This is a genomic window from Verrucomicrobiia bacterium (assembly GCA_036268055.1).
Classification (GTDB): Bacteria; Verrucomicrobiota; Verrucomicrobiia; order Limisphaerales; family Pedosphaeraceae; genus DATAUW01.
In genome coordinates, this window is record DATAUW010000027.1 from 128174 (window position 1) to 146580 (window position 18407).

The 18407-nt window shown below is 55.2% G+C and carries 13 protein-coding genes and 1 tRNA gene; 6 read left to right on the top strand and 8 right to left on the bottom strand.

Going from position 1 to position 18407, the window contains the following annotated elements:
• Entirely contained in the window at nucleotides 1-3729 is a 3729-nt protein-coding gene (locus VH413_16540) for a DUF2723 domain-containing protein (protein ID HEX3800305.1), read from the top strand.
• Nucleotides 3730-4045: 316 nt separating this feature from the next.
• Here the strand turns inward: VH413_16540 and VH413_16545 are convergent, their stop codons facing one another.
• The 3 genes from VH413_16545 to VH413_16555 all read right to left on the bottom strand — a co-directional run bounded on the left by VH413_16545 (nucleotide 4046) and on the right by VH413_16555 (nucleotide 6158).
• On the bottom strand, nucleotides 4046-5032 hold the full coding sequence (locus tag VH413_16545) for an alpha/beta hydrolase-fold protein (GenBank protein ID HEX3800306.1): 987 nt from the start codon (nucleotides 5030-5032) through the stop codon (nucleotides 4046-4048).
• 94 nt (nucleotides 5033-5126) lie between these two features.
• A complete protein-coding gene (locus tag VH413_16550; protein HEX3800307.1) occupies nucleotides 5127-5978 on the bottom strand; it encodes a hypothetical protein in 852 nt (283 codons plus the stop codon).
• Between the two features lie 104 nt (nucleotides 5979-6082).
• Nucleotides 6083-6158: transfer RNA gene (locus tag VH413_16555), tRNA-Ala, on the bottom strand.
• Between the two features lie 274 nt (nucleotides 6159-6432).
• Here VH413_16555 and VH413_16560 point away from each other — a divergent pair.
• Both VH413_16560 and VH413_16565 read left to right on the top strand, forming a co-directional pair.
• Nucleotides 6433-7134: a sulfite exporter TauE/SafE family protein gene (locus VH413_16560; GenBank protein HEX3800308.1), complete on the top strand. Its 702-nt coding sequence runs from the start codon at nucleotides 6433-6435 to the stop codon at nucleotides 7132-7134.
• Nucleotides 7135-7197: 63 nt separating this feature from the next.
• Nucleotides 7198-7785 carry a hypothetical protein gene (locus VH413_16565; protein ID HEX3800309.1) on the top strand — a complete coding sequence of 196 codons (588 nt, stop codon included), beginning with the start codon at nucleotides 7198-7200 and terminating at the stop codon, nucleotides 7783-7785.
• Here the strand turns inward: VH413_16565 and VH413_16570 are convergent.
• Nucleotides 7782-9122: a carbohydrate porin gene (locus VH413_16570; protein ID HEX3800310.1), complete on the bottom strand. Its 1341-nt coding sequence runs from the start codon at nucleotides 9120-9122 to the stop codon at nucleotides 7782-7784. The two genes, VH413_16565 and VH413_16570, sit on opposite strands and share 4 nt — an antisense overlap.
• A gap of 414 nt (nucleotides 9123-9536) precedes the next feature.
• Here VH413_16570 and VH413_16575 point away from each other — a divergent pair, with 414 nt between their 5' ends.
• Nucleotides 9537-10013, top strand: a complete 477-nt coding sequence (locus VH413_16575) for a DUF5069 domain-containing protein (protein ID HEX3800311.1) — start codon at nucleotides 9537-9539, stop codon at nucleotides 10011-10013.
• A 57-nt stretch (nucleotides 10014-10070) separates the two neighbouring features.
• Nucleotides 10071-10898: a CHAD domain-containing protein gene (locus tag VH413_16580; GenBank protein ID HEX3800312.1), complete on the top strand. Its 828-nt coding sequence runs from the start codon at nucleotides 10071-10073 to the stop codon at nucleotides 10896-10898.
• Between the two features lie 6 nt (nucleotides 10899-10904).
• Here the strand turns inward: VH413_16580 and VH413_16585 are convergent, their stop codons facing one another.
• Nucleotides 10905-11450, bottom strand: a complete 546-nt coding sequence (locus VH413_16585) for an inorganic diphosphatase (protein ID HEX3800313.1) — start codon at nucleotides 11448-11450, stop codon at nucleotides 10905-10907.
• A 210-nt stretch (nucleotides 11451-11660) separates the two neighbouring features.
• Between VH413_16585 and VH413_16590 the strand changes: the two genes are divergently transcribed.
• Entirely contained in the window at nucleotides 11661-12950 is a 1290-nt protein-coding gene (locus tag VH413_16590) for an NAD(P)/FAD-dependent oxidoreductase (GenBank protein HEX3800314.1), read from the top strand.
• 53 nt (nucleotides 12951-13003) lie between these two features.
• Here VH413_16590 and VH413_16595 read toward each other — a convergent pair whose 3' ends face one another.
• From VH413_16595 to VH413_16605, 3 genes are all read right to left on the bottom strand, one after another.
• Nucleotides 13004-14329, bottom strand: a complete 1326-nt coding sequence (locus VH413_16595) for a hypothetical protein (protein HEX3800315.1) — start codon at nucleotides 14327-14329, stop codon at nucleotides 13004-13006.
• Between the two features lie 50 nt (nucleotides 14330-14379).
• Complete coding sequence (locus VH413_16600; GenBank protein HEX3800316.1) at nucleotides 14380-15996, bottom strand: DNA/RNA non-specific endonuclease; 1617 nt, start codon at nucleotides 15994-15996, stop codon at nucleotides 14380-14382.
• A 314-nt stretch (nucleotides 15997-16310) separates the two neighbouring features.
• Entirely contained in the window at nucleotides 16311-18269 is a 1959-nt protein-coding gene (locus tag VH413_16605; protein HEX3800317.1) for a VacJ family lipoprotein, read from the bottom strand.
• Nucleotides 18270-18407 lie beyond the last annotated feature (138 nt).

Genomic DNA, 18407 nt, shown 5'->3' on the forward strand with positions numbered 1-18407 from the left:
ATGAGTGCAGATAATTTGAAAGACAAAATGGAAAAAAACAAATCGGTGGACAAATCCGCTCCGGCAAAACCCACTCCACCCTCCGCCCTCTCTGGCAAGGTCCCCTCGCTCTTCCGCAAAATTGACTGGCTCGCCCTCGCCATCGCTTTCGCGGTCATCTGGGTCATCTATTTCTCCACGCTCGCGCCCGAAGTGACGCTCGAAGATTCCGGCGAATTGGTCACTGGCTCTTTTTACGCGGGCATTCCGCATCCGCCGGGTTACCCGTTTTGGGCGATTTACTCCTGGCTTTGGACGGTGCTGCTCCCGGTCGGCAACATCGCCTGGCGCGTGGAAGTGGGCGAAGCGACCGCCGAAGCCATCGCTTGCGGCATGGTGGCGTTGATCGTCTCCCGCGGCAGCAGCATGCTCATCGAAGGCATTGAGGAACTTAAAGATCTCGTTGGCAGCAAATGGGAAAGCATCATCTGTCTGGTCTGCGGCGCAACGGCGGGTCTGTTGCTCGGTTTGGGCGGGACGATGTGGAATGAATCGGTGGCCATCAATCGTATTTCTCTCTTCGGCGTGCCTTGGGTGATGGCCGTCCTGCTCTGCCTGATGCGCTGGATTTATGCACCGAGACAGTTGCGCTATTTATTTTTTGCGATGTTCTTCTTCGGCCTCTGCGCGACCATTCACCAGACGCTGCTCGTCGTCGCCTTGGGCATTGAAGCCGCCGTCGCCTGCGCCCAACCGCGGCTGGCGCGAACTTTTTTTCTTGGCAATAGCATCATCTTCATCGGCGGGTTGATCGCGCATCTAACCCACATCACCACGGCGCTGGATACGGCCGCCACACTGCTGCTGATTTTCTTTTCGGTCGGTCTCGCCTCGATTGCCGCCTATATCGCGTTTGCAATTATCACCAAGGAAACCTTTGACGAATTTTGCCTGGACGGCGCGCTCGCGGGTTTCCTTTTGTTCGCGGTGCTCGCGGTCAGCAGCGGCCCGATTTTCGGCTTCCTGTCACTGGCGAGTTTCATCGCCTTCGTTTACATGGCCTGGAAGACGCGCAAGATCGGCCTCGAATGGCTGACGGCTTTCATCTGCCTCGGACTGTGGATGGGCGGCGCCGCGTTCTATCTCTACGAACCGATTTCCGGCATGACCAATCCCCCGATGGAATGGGGTTATCCCCGCACGGTGGATGGTTTCTGGCACGCCCTCAGCCGCGGCCAATATGAAAAAGCCAATCCCACCGACATCATCCATGAACCTGGCAAATTCGTCGTGCAAGTCGGCTGGCTGATTGGCCACATCGTGGAAGATTCAAATTGGATTCTCTTCTTCATGGCCATCATTCCGCTCCTCTTCTTCATGAGGATGCGAAAACGAGAGCGATCATGGATGATTTGCCTGGCTGTGACTTATTTATGCATCGGGCCGCTCTTGGTGATTCTCATGAATCCGGGCGATGACAAGGCGAGCACAGATTTGCACAAGGTTTTCTTCGGCTCGTCGCACGGGGTCGTCGCCATCTTTTTCGGTTATGGGATGTCGCTCACGGCGGCGGTGATGGCCACCCATTATAAGCGCTTCCGTCAATGGGGACTGATGGGCGGAGGCTTCGCGGCCGTGTTGGTGCTCTATAGTTTATACGATACCACGCGCATCCATTACTATGGGCCCACCGGCAGCCTTGGCCTTGGGGAAATGCCGCATCTCATTGCCCAGGCGTTCGGCGCCAATCAGGGCGGGTTGCCGATTCTCGCGAGCCTCGTCTTGCTGGTGTTGCCGTTTATTTTTCTCGGCGCCGTATTCGCTTATCGCGAGCGAGCGCCGTTGGCCGTCACGCTCGGCCTTTTTGCCATCATGCCGGTTTACTCCGGTCTGATTCATTGGGGGCCGAGTGAAGAGCGCAATCATTGGTTCGGCTATTGGTTCGGCCATGACATGTTCACGCCGCCGTTTGTTGGCTCGGATGGCAAACTCACTTACGACAAAACGAAATTGCAGGCGGCCAACGGAACTAGCGGACACCTGATTTACCCGGAAATGGCGCGCAACGCCATTTTGTTCGGCGGCACTGATCCCGGCCGCTTCTGCCCAACGTACATGATCTTCTGCGAGAGCTTCACCCCGCATCAAGATCAGCCTAAGCAGGATCAGCACTTTGATCGCCGCGATGTTTATATCATCACGCAGAATGCGCTTGCCGATCCCACGTATCTCGAATACATCCGCGCCCAATACAATCGCAGCACGCAGATTGACCCGCCATTCTTCCAGGAATTGCTGCGCGGCAGCACGGAAGTCCAGCAGAATTACACGACGAATTTCCTCGCCCGCATGGCGTATTCAATGCTCGATGAGCCGCTCACCAAATGGGGCCGCAAGGTTGAAGATCGTCGCCGCGCCGAAGGCGTTTATCCGCCCAAGGAAATTTATTGCCCGACCGCAGAAGATTCGTCCCAATGCTTTTCCGAATACATGCTCGACGCGCAGCAACGCCTCGATCACGACATGCGTTTCCCCAAGGAACCCAAACAGATCAAGCCTGGCGAAGACGTCCATTTGAATCCGGGTGATAACAAAGTCCAAGTCTCCGGCCAGGTCGCCGTCATGTCCATCAACGGCCTGTTGACCAAAGTCATCTTCGACCACAATCCTGACAATGAATTCTATGTCGAGGAAAGTTTCCCGCTCGATTGGATGTATCCATACCTGACGCCCTTCGGTGTCATCATGAAGATTAATCGCACTCCGCTGGAAACCGTCCCGACAAATAACATCTCCCAGGACCATGAATTCTGGAGCCGTTATTCCGACCGCTTGATCGGCAACTGGATCACTTACGATACCAGCGTCAAGGACATCGCCGCCTTCGTGGACCGCGTTTATATCCAGCACGATTTTACCGGCTTCAAGGGCGACCGCAAATTTATCCGCGATGACGAAGCGCAAAAAGCCTTCTCAAAACTTCGCAGCGCCATCGGCGGCATCTACGACTGGCGTTTCCGCCATGCCCATGACGGCCCCGACCAGATGCGCATGTTGAAGGAAGCTGATTTTGCCTATCGCCAATCCTTCGCCTATTGCCCTTACAGCCCGGAAGCCGTCTTCCGCTACGTGAACCTCCTGCTTACCACCGGCCGCATAGACGACGCGCTCACCATTGCGCAAATCTGCTTCAAGCTTGATCCCAACAATGCCAATGTCGAAGGCCTCGTCCGCCAGCTTGGCGAATTGAAGAGCCAGCACAGCACCCCTGCCCAGCCGCAAGCGAATCTTCAACAGTTGGAAAAAGAAGTGGCCGACAATCCAACCAATTTTCAGGCCGCCTTCAGCCTTGCCGCCGATTACATTCAAGCCCATCAGGAGCAGCGCGCGCTGCAAATCCTCGATCAGGTTTTGGACAATCCCAAGGTGGACCAGAACGCCGTCATGTTCCTCGCCGGCGCTTACGTGCAGATGCGGAATTATCCAAAACTGGAAGCCGCGCTCTCCAAGCTGACGCAACTGGAACCGCATTCACCCGAAGCGTGGTGCGACCTCGCCGCCATGCGCTCCGTCCTCGGCAAGACCAATCAAGCCTTGCAGGATCTACGCCGCACGCTCGAGGAAAACAGCGCCCGGCTCAGTCAGGATCCCAAAGCTTCCAATCTCCTGCTGAACATCCGCAACGACCAGCGCTTCGCCCCCCTCCATCCCCTGCCTGAATATCAGCAACTGGTCGGCGGCAAAACCTGATTCCAGTGCGGAGCGGCGAGTGCGGAGTGCGGAATAAAGAGAGTGCTCAGGCATGCTCCTATCATTCGATTATTCTATGACATGATAGCGCAAAACCACTGCTCCGCCAAAGTCCCGCAGGGACGGCAGATATTAGCCCAGCAATTTATTGCTGGGTTGAATTTCCCCCTTCGAGCGAGTCCCGCAAGGACGAAAGAAATCCTCGCTTTGGAACCAGCGTCCAATCACTCGCCCAAAACTTTTCATTAACCTCAACTTCAGTTGGGGGAACAACGCCCGCGCGCACAAGAAAACGGTTTTCAACCGTTTCTCAAACTTACTTATCGCCAGCCGCTGGCGCATTCGTCATCGCCGCGCCGCGATACGAGCGTTCCACCATATCATGCACATCCGCCGAGCGCGGATAGTCCCGCCACAACCAGCGCATCATCTCCGGCATCATCATTCCGCCCTGTTTCTGCCCATGCACACCGATGCCCCAGCAATAATTCAAATCGTAACCCTTCTTCGTCAGCGCCTCCTCCAGCCGCACATTCTGATAATGCCAATCGCGGTTTTTATCGTAAGTGCCATCCTTGCGCAACGCGCGCAGATCATTCACGCCGTCCGCCAGAAACACCCGGATCGGCTTGCGCTCACTCTCCATGACCTTCTCGGGAAAAACATACCCGCCGCGAATATCCGTGAAACTGCCCACAATACTTAACACCTTGTGAAACTGGTCAGGTCGTTCCCACGCAACCGTAAACGCCGCAATCGCCCCCGAACTCGTTCCCGCAATCGCGTGCATGTCCGGGTCCGTCGAAATATTATATTCCTTCGCCAGCACTGGCATGAGTTCCTCGATGAGGACGCGCGCATACTTATCATTGATCCGATTATATTCTTCCGGGCGATTGGTATTTTTATCGCCCCAATCCTTGGGCGTCGGCTCCGGCTGCTCCGGCGTGCGGCCCGGATTAATATATACCGTGATGATCACCGGTATCTCGCGGCGCCACGTCAGGTTATCAATCACGTTCGGCATGCGGACGCTGCCATTCGTATCAATCATCGCCTGCCCATCCTGAAAAATCATCAAAGCCGCAGCCTGCTTCGGGTCGTATTGCGCCGGCACATAAACCCAATAGGTATGTTGCGTTCCTGGAAAAACCTGGCTCGGCAAAACGAACGGCCCGCGCAATTCCCCGTGCGGCACGCCTTCCTGCGGTAGCGAGTCCGGCCCGATCTTGTAAAATTTATCGTCCCCCGGCATCTGCGCCCGCGCGACGGCCAACCCACTCACCAAAAAACCCGCGACCATAATTTTCGTGAAAAGCGCCTTGCAGCGAAGATGGAAATGCATGGCCAAAAGTGTTCCCAACCCCGCCCCCTGTAAAGTCCAAAAATTTTCTCCGCTATTTCTTAGGCTTAAACACAAACTCGCGGCAATCCGCCAGCCCAAACGTCGCCGGATAACTCGTGCTTCCCGGCGGATTCCCCGCAATCGTTATCGAGCCGTCCTCAATCCGATAAATCGCATATATTTTTTTGCCGATCATGTCCGCTGATGCGCAATCCGTAACCACGCCGAGAAATTCCTTCGGTTTCACGCCGTCATGCAATTCAAACGTCCCCTTGAGCCAATCGTTCGAGTCCGTGCCGTGAAACTCAATCGTATTCCCCTTCACCGACATCGTCGCCGGCCCTTCCTGTCCCTGCGTGATTTCGACCCCGCTCCATTCGCCTTCAAACGCATTCGTCTTGGTCACATCCGCTTTAAGATTCGTCTGGGTCGCATGCTTGAAAACAAACTGGCGGCCACCCGCCTGTCCAAACTCTGTAGGAAAACTCGTGCTGCCCGGCGGATTTCCCTCGATAGTTATCGCGCCATCCTCGATCCGGTAAATCGCATAAATTTTTTTGCCAATGGCATCAGCCGATACGCAATCTGTGACAACGCCGAGAAGCTCCTTCGGCGTCGCGCCGTCGTGCAATTCAAACGTCCCCTTGAGCCAATCATCCGCACCCGCCCCATGAAACTCCAAAGTATTTCCCTTGACCGTCAGCGTGGCCGGCCCCGCCTGTCCCTGCGTAACTTCAAGCCCGCTCCACTCGCCCTCCAACACATTCGTCTTGATCAGGTCCACCGTAAAATTCGCCTGGGCCGCATTCGCCCCTCCCCCATCCGGCGATGCCGAAAATGCACTAAAAACTCCCACCGCCAAAAATGCGGCAGCCGAAAACGAAACGAGCATCATTTTTTTCATAACGTGTTTTTTTGTGTGATGTTATCCGTGAACTCTCCTGCAATACATCGCCAACCTCCCTGCGCTTTACCAATCTTCGTGACGACTGCCTCGAAGATTCCTAATGGTGGAGCCGAGGGGAATCGAACCCCTGACCTTCTCATTGCGAACGAGACGCTCTACCAACTGAGCTACGACCCCGCACCAATCCGGCAATAATATTATGAGGTTACCCAAACGCAAGGCGAAATGAGAAAAATAGCTGCGGGGGCGAGCGACCACGCGAACCGTAACTTTATCATACGTCCAAAGCGCATCGGCATAGGTGCTCCACTTTCCTTGCAAACCCGGGACTTGAATTTAACTCCACGCGCCCCAAACTTCCGTCGTTGATGTATTCGTCTTACGCACAAATAAAATCATCGGCTCGAACGACGCGCGCCTGATGGATTCGATTACGATTTACGTAATAGCTGTGATTTTCGCTGCCACGCTGATTCGCTCCGCGCTCGGATTTGGCGAGGCGCTCGTCGCGGTTCCCCTACTGGCGTTGCGCATTCCGGTGACCGTGGCCGCGCCGCTCGCCGTGCTGGTGTCTGTCCTCGTGGCCGGAGTGATCATAGCTCAGGACTGGCGGAAGATTGAATTGCGCAGCGCCACCTGGCTGGTGATTTCCGCCCTCTTCGGCATTCCGTTGGGATTGCTGCTGCTAACGCGCGTAAATGAACGCACGGTAAAAATAATCCTCGGCAGCGTCATCGCCCTGTTTGCGATCTACTCGCTCACGGCCAAAAATAAATTGCACCTGAAAAAAGACCACCCGATGTGGCTGCTGGGTTCCGGTTTTTGTTCGGGAATTCTCGGTGGCGCTTACGGCATGAATGGTCCGCCCCTGGCCATCTACGGAGCGCTTCGGCGCTGGTCGCCCCAACATTTTCGTGCGACGCTTCAAGGCTATTTCCTGCCCGCCAGCCTGCTCGGACTGCTCGGCTACGCAGCCGTGGGATTATGGGTTCCCGCCATCACGCGATATTTTGTCCTGTCACTCCCCGGAGTATTTGTGGGCATCATGATCGGCCGAATGATCAACCACCGCCTGGACGGAACCGGCTTTTTCCGCGCCGTCTATTGCGGCCTCATCCTCATCGGAGTCGTCCTCATAATGCAGGCTCGCTAAAGTTCCTCTGCACCCATGCCGATACAACCAGAAGCCCCTGATCGGGCCGAGGCATATTATATCATGAGCACGGTTTCCAGCGCCACGAGTTCGGCGGTCAGTTATGCAACTCAACTTGCCCAGTCATCCGCTTTAAAACGGAGCCTGACGAACATCGGCAATGCGATCCAAAACGGTGACATGACCACCGCCAATTCTTTGCTGACGACTTTCATTCAGCAAAACCCGCAATACGCCGCCAGTTCCAGCAGTTCTTCGCAATCGTCGGACCCGATCAGCCAGGATTTTCAAACCTTGGCCGCCGCTGTTTCCAACAACCAAACGGACGCCGCCCAAAGCGCGTGGTCAAAAGTAAAAAGCGATCTCAATAACGACGGCGTCAGCCTTTCAACCAGCGCCAATTCCACCGCGCAAATCATCGCTCAGAACAAAGCCTCGACCGACCAAACCATCCTCAGCGACTTATTTGGAAACAGTTCGAGTGACGGTTCATTGATTGGAACCTTGCTCGGTGGAAGCAGCGACTCCGGCAGCACAACCGGCCTGAGCAGTTCATTGCTCGAATCGTGGGTGACTTACCAGCAAGGCGGCAGCGCCACTCCCGCCACGCCCTCCAGCCTCAGCAGCAATATCCTCAATACGCTGGCCTAAAATTCCCAGTGCAGCCGCGCTGCGAACACGTTCACCGGGCCGCGATCGCGGTTGAACGCTGGGTCCGAGATGAATTGATAATCCAGCGTCGCGTGAATGGTTTTCCAGATTTGAAAATCATAATAAGTCTCCAGCGTTTTCTCCCATCCGTAACTCAACGCCCCATCACCCGCCAAAATTCCCACGCCACCGTTTGCGAGAAATTGCTGATGCGTTCCTGAAATTCCGCTGAACACTCCCGCCAGCCCAAACGTATCGTTCGCGCGATTCCATAATTCCCCCTTCACGCTCAAGCCCGCGGACATCGCGTAATCCACGTCGCTGAACATCCAGCCTTCGTTTTTTCCGTCGCTCCAACCCAGCCGCGTGAAGACGCCAAGGTCTTTTACGATCTCCTGCTCCGCGTTCAGGCCAAAACCATATTTGTAGCGATAAGCGCGCGTCTGGGTGATGTCCACTCCCGGCGCTGACAACGCCGCCGAATAATTTCCCATATGCGCGCGATTCAAATAGCCGAGCAGTCGCACCGCGCCCGGATGCCCTTGGATGCTGAAACGCCGTTCCAATTCCGTCACCATTGCCCACGCCTCGAGAAAATGTGAATCCAGCGCCGTGCCATTCGCTACTTTCGGCACTTGAAAAAATCCATACCGCGCCGCCCAGCCGGGCTCATTCAATTCCACCGCCGCGCCCGTCATGAAACCAAGGCTGTCCGCCGGATAATCCCATGCCTCATTCGCCATCAATCCCCAGCTCATGAATTGCGTGCGGGGATCGTTGGCGTAGGAATTATTGTCGAAAATATCTTTCGCGCTCATGCGACCCACCGTGAATGTCACCCGCGAAATATCTCGCTTGCCCGCCAGTTGAAACTGATCGTCCTCGACCGTTTCCTCGTCGCCACCCAAACCAATCGTTTGCCGAATCAATACCCGCGCCAGATTCACATGCGGCACGTCCGTCCCCACACGAAACGCTTCGCCATTGGGAAAACTTTCCACACCCAGCGTCCGGCTCAAACCAAAGCCCTGCCACATCAAACCGTCCAGATGCGCCTCCGCTCCCCGCCACAAACGCGCGCCGCCCATTAAATCCACCGACACGCTCTCCCGCACCTCGCCGTGATTGTGGAGACTGTTCGGCCCTGAATAGTTTGCGGGAAACGACGGATCGCCCTGCACGATGTCCGTGTTTTGCGCATGCCAATTCCAGTTCTGTTGCGCTTCGCTACTCGCCGCGATCACCGTATTCGTGTCAGCGCCGCCGGAAGCCGCAAAAGATTTTACGGCGCAAAGCACCACGATTGAACTGGCAATAATTAATGATCCGTTTCGCATTTGTCCTCAAAAACCCAGCCGCCACCCGCGAGACAATGCGTCAAATCTGAAATCTTAGCGAGCAACAACCCCGCGATAGTTATATAATTTCTTAGAACACCAAAGCTTGGCTTTTTGCGGGACTCATTACGCAAAATGCAATGTCCCTTCCATCTTCTTTTGTGACGGCGTTCATCATTTCGTTGGGTCGCTGATAGATGCACCGCTTTCCTGGCGCTGGCATGCCAAGAGCTACAATACTCCTTTGGAAAGGCGAGTCGGAAAGTCAGGGAAAGCTGGCGAGCTACGAAGGAACAGCCCGTGAAACAACGTCAGCCAGACCGATAAACTGAATTTTGCCTTTCCGTTTTTTTTTTAAATCATGGCGATGGATGCGCGCCTGCGTGCCCGCGCCATTCCAACACAAATAAAATTATGAAAACACCTATTGAAAATCGCGATCTCACCAAACAACCGCCCCATAGTCCGCACGACCGTTTTGGCGGTTTCGCGATCATTGGCCGGACCGTGGACAAGTGCAAAGCCAGCATCTCTGGCAAACTCGGCGAATATCATTTTGATTGTCCGCTCGATAATATGCTTTTCGGTTTCAAAGGCATCACCGGCGAGCAATTCAAGACCGCCGTGACTGCGTCTAAAAATTACGAAGACGTGGCCGAATGGGTGAACAAAAACGGGACTGCGAAATCCCCGGAGGAAATCGAAGCCTGGTCGGAAAAGGTCGAACAACTGAAGTTGAAGGACGTGCCTTCGATGAAGGCGCCGGACAAACAAAAGGAAGCCCGGCAAAATTGCGAAAAACTTGGCTTGGATTTTGACAACGCCACACTGTTCGCCTGGCTGGACGCCGACGACGAAGCGAGCTTCCACTCTGCAATGGCAGCCAAATAAAAGAAAGATCCCGGCGACACCAGTGCGGCTTTTAGTCCGCACTGGTGTTTTGCTTTTATGCGCTTTCAAGTCAAATCCGGGAAAAAACTTGCCGGCGAAATCGCGCGAATCGCCGCGAAGCTCGTCCGCCATATTCGCAAGCGCGTAAAACTTCTCAATCGCGAACCTGGTTCCGAAACGATCCACGAAATCCGCATGGCGATAAAAAAACTTCGCGCGTTGCTGCGCCTGATCCGCGATGGTTTCGGCCGGAAATTCTATCGCCGGCAGCACCACTCGTTGCGCGCTCTCGCTCATTGCCTTTCGCCCTCGCGCGATGCCGCCGTCCAACTGGCCACGCTGCGCAAACTTCGCCGCCATTGCCACCAACTTTCCGCGGACGACATTTCCGATCTGGAAAATCGCCTGATCGAAAAAAAGCGGAACACTTCCAAATCCAAGCAGTTATCAAAATCCCAATTCCGCGACACGTTGCGCCAGATCAACCGTTGGCCATTCAAAAATCTGAAGAGACGCGACATAAAATTTGGCATCGAGCGCGGCTATCAAAAATTAGTGAAGGCGCGCCACTTGGCGGTGCAGTCGCCCGGCGACGAAAATCTTCACACCTGGCGCAAACGCGCAAAAAATCTTTATTACGAGTTATTATTGATCAAAAAAATCGGGCCAAAGTCCGCCGACAAACTGGCGCGCCAAATCAAGGAATTGGGAAAGTATCTGGGCAACGACCACGACTTGGTGCTCCTGACAAAAGAACTTCACCACGGCTCATCACGGCTCCACCGGCATGTCCACGCCCGGCGCGCTGAATTTCAAAAACTCGCCTTTCATCACGGTGATTTGATCCAGATGAACGCCGCCATTTTGCTTGGCCCCTGGCGGTAGAAATCACTACTCGGATCCTTTTTTATCCCGAAAGCGTTTGATCGAGCGATCAATCATCTCGAACGCCTTATGCTTTCCGCCGATCCCCAGAATTTTAAATTTCTTACCGTAAAGCTTGTTGTAACTCGTGAAGAAAAATCCGATCTGCGACGCCATCCGCTTGTCAAAACTTTCCTCCTGAAATTCCAGCGGCGTCTCTTTGCTTAACGCCTGGCCGATGATGCGGTCATTGCGCACTTCACCATCGTCTTCGGTTTGCGTCGCTTTGATGATCGCGATTGGTTGCACCTTTAGCAGGCATCCCGAAATCAGTGGCTCCTCATTCAAGACCAAAATGTCCAGCGGGTCGCCATCTTCCGCGAGGGTGTTGGGAACGAAACCAAAATTAAACGGAAACATCATTCCCTCCGGCAGCGCCTTGCTCAAAATAAAAAAACCGGTCTCGGGATCGTACGCGTATTTCACGCGGCTGCCCTTCGGCGTTTCCACGATCACGTTCACGCATTTGTTTTTTTCCGCGTAGGGCTTCAATTTTTCGATCATCGTTTTCATGGTTCAGTAAGTATCTCGCCAGATTTTAGCGGATATCATGCCAGTATGAGCTTTCACCCCTTGATCGCTGATAAGCATTTATTTGCCGCAACTTGCCACAAAACCTTTTGCAAATTGCGAAAATGCTAAATTCAAAACCGTCTTATATGTGCATTAATCCCCGTTTTATGTGGCAAGCGGCAAGCTAAACACCAATCGCACCGGCAAATCTTGAATATCTCTATCACCATTATCGGCGGCGGCATCTCAGGTCTCGCCGCGGCATGGGAACTTGCGCGAAATGGCGTGTCAGTGACCGTACTCGAAGCAAAACCTGACTTCGGCGGACGCATCCTCACAGTGCAGCACAAGTCCCTTCCCATTGAACTTGGCGCGGAATTTGTCCATGGCCGCAGTCCTTTGCTGATCGAGGCCATCGGCGCGGCGGGACTCACGACGCATCGCGTTTCCAGCCGCTACGAGCATTTTGAAGACGGCGCATTCAAGACCGTGAAACTGTGGGACATGGTGAACAAAGTCATCGCCAAAGTGGATCCGCGCGCGCCGGATGTAGCCTTTGACCAATTCCTCGCCACGCAAAATCTCGATGCCCGCACCAGTCAACTGGTCACGGGCTTCGTCGAAGGTTTTGACGCGGCGTATCCCGACCGCATCAGCGCGCATTCCCTGTTGCGCGCCCATTTCTCCGCCGACCAGATGGATGGTGATTGGCAAGGGCGGATAGACGTGGGCTACATGGCGCTCGTGCATTTTCTCGCGCGCGAAATCCAGGCGAGAGGCGGACGCCTTATCAAAGGCGCGACCGTGCGTGAAGTTCGCTGGAAAACCGGCCACGTGGAAGTCATCGCCTCGCACGAACGCAAAACTAAAAATTTTATTTCGACCGGCGCGCTCGTCACCTTGCCGCTTGGAATTTGGAAAGCGCACACTGTCACGTTCAATCCGCTTCTTTCTGAAAAACAATCGGTCGTGCGCGAACTGGAATTCGGCAACGTGATAAAAATCGGCCTGGTTTTTCGCGAGCGTTGGTGGCCCAAAGACATGGGTTTCGTCCAGGCTCCCGGTGAATTGATCCCGACTTGGTGGACCGATCCGCGCGGGCCCGTCCTTACCGGCTGGGCGGGCGGCCCAAAAGCCGACCTCCTTTCGCACGTCCGAAATCTTGAAATGCTGGCGTTGGAAATCCTCAGCGGTATTTACGGTGAGAACCCCGCAGTGCTGCGCTCGCAACTGGTCGCCACCTATCACCATCATTGGGCCTCCGATCCCTGCGCCCTGGGCGCTTACAGTTATATTCCGGTCAACGGACTCGACCTGCCCAAACTCCTTGCCGCCCCCATCGCCGAAACCCTTTTCTTCGCTGGCGAAGCGACCGTGAGCGACGCTCAAACCGGAACTGTCTTCGGCGCCTTCGAAAGCGGCCTGCGCGCCGCGCATGAAATCGCGCCCCTGCTCACTTATCGCGACACTGTTCACGATTCCCGAAAATTCACCGGCTGAAATCCTTCAGTCGCTCCTGAAATATTTCATTTGCGTATCGGCGCGACGAAAAATCACTGGCCAGCTAATTGCTGGCCGTCCGCCGCGGGCAAGCTGGCGGCGAAGGCAGCCGCCTCATGGGCGTCTATCAGTTGCCAGTAAGAATAAGCGCTGCGCAAAACTTCGATGCGGTTCGGCGAATCGGCGGGCAGACCTTGTGCCCACAAAGTCGCGCCGGCGGGATCGTGTTCCGCCCAGCCGGAAACAATATTTTCAACCGCAGCACGGCGGGCGTCGTCGCTCGGCAAGGTTTGTATCCACTGCATCGCATAATCCGGGTCGGCTGCGCCCAGCGCGTGCGAGATGTGGGCGACAGCGGCATTTTGATCATCACCCGCGGGCATCTGCGCGACGTATGCGGCGGCGTCCGCCGGGTTCTGCTGTTGCCAGATGTCGAGGACATTGTTGAGCGCGGCCTGTCGCACGGGCCCGGCGGGAAGCGAAGGCAGCCACGCCAGCGCGGTATCGGTTCCCTCATTCGCCAGCGCGCGCGCGACGTTCATAGCAACATGTAATTGCAATTCTCCCTCGGGAAGTTGTGGAACAATTTTGCTCGCGGCTTCGGGATTGGTTTGAAGCATTCGTTGTAAGCCAATGTCCGCAACCCGTTCGAGCGCGTCTCCACTTAGCGATTCGGTGGCGACGCTGAATGCGTGTTGCGGATCCTCACTGGCGAGTGAACACGCGCAAACTTCCAGCGCGATTTTTCGCTCCGCGTCATCGCTTAGCGATTGCGCCCACGCGAGCGCCGCATTGCTGTCTTTGTCCGACCACATCGAAGCCACGGTGGAGATGGCGTTGTCGCGGCTCTCGCCCGCCGGGATGGTCGGAATCAAATCCACAGCGGCAAGTAAATTATACGAGGCCATTTGGACCATCAGCGGATGATAAATTTCCCGCTGCTCGGCGGTCGTGGCCATTTCGCCAGCCAGCGACAGCGCGCGCGCAGGATCTTTTTTTGAGATGCGCTTGAGAACCATGAACAGGGCTTCGTCATACTGCGGCCCCTGCCCCATGCCGCGCACGTAACCCAGCGCGCCCTCGACATCGTCATCCAGCCAGCGCGCGAACGCCGTTCCAAATGCGATTCCGCGTTTTTGCGGATCCGTCTCGCGCAAGGCTTCTTCCAATGCGGAACGATAATCCACGCGCCCATTTTCTAATCCCGTAACACGGGCTTCTTTCGGCGCAGACATTTTTTCCTCAGCTTGTTTCGTCGTAGGCGTCTCCGTGGAAACGCCAGGCTTCAAATTAAAACCGATCAACACCACCGCCAACAGAATGCTCGCCGCCGCCATAAACGCGGCGGGCAACCATCCAGATTTGGCGGTGATGTTCATGATGGATTCACGGCTCCGGGCTGCGCGATGCCACAACCCGGAGGAATTATTTAATTATTGCGCGGATTGGCGGCGCCGGTCGAAAAGTCGGCGGCATTATTATTCGTGTCCGTTGCGCCCGCGCCCGCGCGCAGGTCGGCAGTCGTGTTCGATGGCGCTGGCGCGGGACCCGTGCCTTCAAAGGCATCCGCGCTGCCGTAACCGACAAAGTCCACGACATTCGCGCTGCCGACGGGATTGTCCACCGCCAGGACCGTGGTGGTCTTGGTGAGCGCGACCTTGCCCGCCGTGGCAGACATGCTGATCGTGCCGGTTGCTTCGGGCGTGGGCAGCGAAGTGGTGCCGCCCGTTCCCGCTGCTTCCTGGATGAGATAATGATGTCCCGGCAAAAGCGTGCCGGTGAGTGTCGTTTCCTGCCACGAACTGCCGGTCGAACTGGCGTATTGAACTGCGTAAGTGCTAAGACTCACCGATGATGATCCGGCGTTGTATAACTCGATGAAGTCATTCTTGTAAGTCGCGCCGCTGTTGCCGCCGCCGCCGTAAACCTGGCTGATCGTAAGGCCGCCCGTGCCACCGCCACCACCGGTCGTCACCGTGAAACTCGTCGAACTGGTAGCGATGCCGCCCGCCGCAATAACCGCTATAGTTCCCGACGTTGCGCCCGACGGCACGGTGGCAGTGATTTTGATTGAAGAAACCACCGAAAAAGTCGCCGCTGTGCCGTTGAATGTCACGCTGGCAACATTGGTAAATCCAGTGCCATTAATCGTCACGCTCGTGCCCACCGCGCCGCTCGTCGGCGAAAAGCTCGTCAGCGTCGGAGCTGGCGTGCCATACACTTTCGCGCGCAAGACGGTCGCGATGGTCGGCGAAAGCGCGCTGAAGAAATTATATCCGGTATCGGTTTGGATGGCATTGACCGAAGTGATGTAGTTCGACCAGTTGACCGAGCGGATGCCCGCAATATTCGGCACGCGCACCGCAATCACCGGCGTGGACGTGGTGATGCGGCTCAAGGCCGTGCCGCTACCGCCGGGAACATCCACCGCGATTTTCCAGGTGTAACCGGGAATGGAGGCCTTGCCGCTCGGCGAAATGCGCGAGCCATTGAAATCACTTGGCCCGCAGATGATCAGTAATTCGTCCCCCGCCTGCGCGCGCGTGCGGCAATAAGCCTCGAGCACTTCCCACGGGCCTTCGTTGTTATCAGGCGTTTGCGGAACGATGTTCGACATGAAGAAGACAAGTTTGTTGTCGTTCGTGTTGTCGGTGCGGTCGTCCGAATCGCACATGTGGCCGCGGTCAAAACCGGAGTCGGTGTAATCGCCAGTGGTCACATGGTAAAAATTCGCGGGCAAATTGGTATCGGTATAAAATGTCGAGTTGCGTCCGCTGCTGCCGATGTCGCTCGCGGTCAAATCCCAACTCGCCCAATTCGGTTCGCCCAAATTGTCGCTGAAATCAATCGCCTCAACGGTGCGCTGTATCAAATAATGATCATGGTTGTTGGTGTTGGCGGTCGCTCCCGTGGGATTGCCCAACTGCATTTGGAGGGAGGCGTTGATGGTGGCAGACGATGACAGGACCGAGAAGAGAAGCGCGGCGGCGCTGAGGACGGAGGGAAACAACTTACGGGTACAAAAGGACGGCGTGGAGTGTTTCATAGGGGAGTGGTTTGCGTTGCATTACGTTTGTGGTTGATTTGAAAACGACCAACAGCTGTACGAACGGAACCAAGAGGTACGAGTTATTTTTTTCGCACGCAAGAACTTTATGGAAAAATGTGAAGAAATTTTCGGCGAGACAAAAAAATAAATTACGCGTGCGTAATTCTTTCTCCCGAATTTCAACGAAGTGGTGACAGCCGTGTGGCTATCTCATGACGAAAGAAATTTTTTGATCGCCGCCTAAATTCTGCATGGCTCATCCGGCGGATAGATCGTATTCGTCCTATCCGCCGCATTTTGCAATGGTGGAACTATTTCTTTTTTTGCGGTAGCGGATGCAAATCCTGGAGATCGCCAAGAATCGTGCTCTGCACGTTAGTGTTGGAGAGATTGCCCAGATGTCCACCTTCCGCGAAGATGGTCATCTGCTCGGCGGGAAAAGTGGAACGCAGCCACGCAATGTCATCCTTCGTCAGCAGGAAATCATTTTGATTGGCGATCAGGCGGATGTTTGGGTTCGCGCGCAGCCCGGCTTCGTAATTGCGCAAATTGCCGGCCTTTTCCAATGCGTCCGCCGTGGACGGTCCGATATTTTTCGCCTGATAATATGGCGTCACGAATTTCTCAAAATAATCCTTGTACGAGTATTGAAGGATGTCATCATAAATTGCCTTGCGGCGCAAGTGGCGAATGGGTTCGTGGAGGATGCCCTGGTTGTGGCGGCTTTGGCTGCTGTAGATGATGTCGCGCAACGCCAGCCGGAACGTCAGGCCGATCAGGAATTGCGATTCGACGGCGTCAAACGGCAGCGTCGTTTGCGGCGTGAGCGTGCCTTTGCTTAGCGCGGCGACTTTCAGGAACGTATTGTCCAGATTGTCCGTGCGTTGCGCGCTGGGCCATTTCAACGGCGCATTATAAAACGCGTCCAGTTCGCCGATGCCGCGGCGCAAGCTGACCGGGCTGCTGATGGACATGTAACGGTCGAACTTCAACAACCCCGATTGATTGGTGGATTCGGTCGAGGCAATGTACAGCGTTTCAAGTGCGCCCATCGAATAGCCCATCAGTGCTTTCGCGGCGAGGTGATTGGGATAAAGCTGGTTCAGGTGTTGATCAATCAGCGTGAGCGCGACGTGCAGATCGTTGCCGTCCACCGGGAGGTAAGCGGGAAGATTCGCGGTCGAAGCGTTCTCCATGAATTCGGAATCGAACGGGCTGCTGATGCACACCGCGGAAAAACCATTTTTATACATCAACTCCGCCAGCGCGACGGATGTTTGCGCGAGCCGATGCGAACCCAACCCGGGCACGATATAAACCACCGGCGCTTTTTTGCGCTGCAACCAAAACGTGAAATCCAGACTCTTGCCGGTCGAAGGGATTACCACCGAACGGGTCAGCCCGTGGTCGGGAAAATCGCGGTCTTTATATGTGAAGAAAACGGATTCGATGGTTTCCAGCGAGGCTTTGTCCTGTTTGCCCTTTACCTGAAAATCAGCGACGCGATTTTGACGGGTGAAAGTCCAGGCATATTGAATCTCGGAATACGGATCCATTTCCGCGCGGCTGAAGCGGACGTAATCCACCACACTGTCGGAAAGGTCGTTGTAAGTTGCGCCGTAGGAAAAATAACTATACGGACTAATGTAGGTGAGAGGATTTTCCAATTCGAGACTATATGGCGAAAAATAAAGTAGCGGGTTCGCGGCGGTATCGGCGGCGAGACCAAGGGCATCGCGTTCGTTGCTCGGGCCGAAGACCGGCAGCATCAAAAAGCAACTCGGCTCCCAGCCCCATTGGCCGAAGGTCTGGCCGAAATCCGCTTCGGACGGCTGGATTTTAAATTTCGCCGCCGCCGGATCGTAAAATCCCACGAGACCAATGGTCGTGTTGCACAGGAACCGGTAAGTCTCGTCTCGCGCGCCACCGAATTTGCCTTGTAACAAATTATTTATCAGGCGGTCGGGATACGTGATGTTCTTGTGCATCTTATTGATGCCATTGCGAATCGGCTTAGCGACAATCGCGCGATAAATTCGCGCGGTCGGGTCAATCAACGCGGACATGAATACTTTATTGAATCCCCAAATGACGCGGTTCACCGGTTCGATGGGATCGGGAACGGACTTCGGAAGCACGACGCGTTCGGCCACCGGCAGATTTGTCGAAGCGCTCGGCGCAGGCGTCTGACCGCGCGCGACCGTCGCAAAACAAATACATACAATTATGAGCGCCAGCGCCCCCACTCCCCTGCGCAGGTAATTTTTCAAGCGATGTTCCCTTCCCCAGCCGTGCCGCAATACATTGTATGCATGTCTGGTGACTATAATTGATTTTGCCGTTTTGACCATAGTTACATTGCGCATGGGCGTACCGCCGTGGCATTTTGCAAGGAGACACTTCAGCGA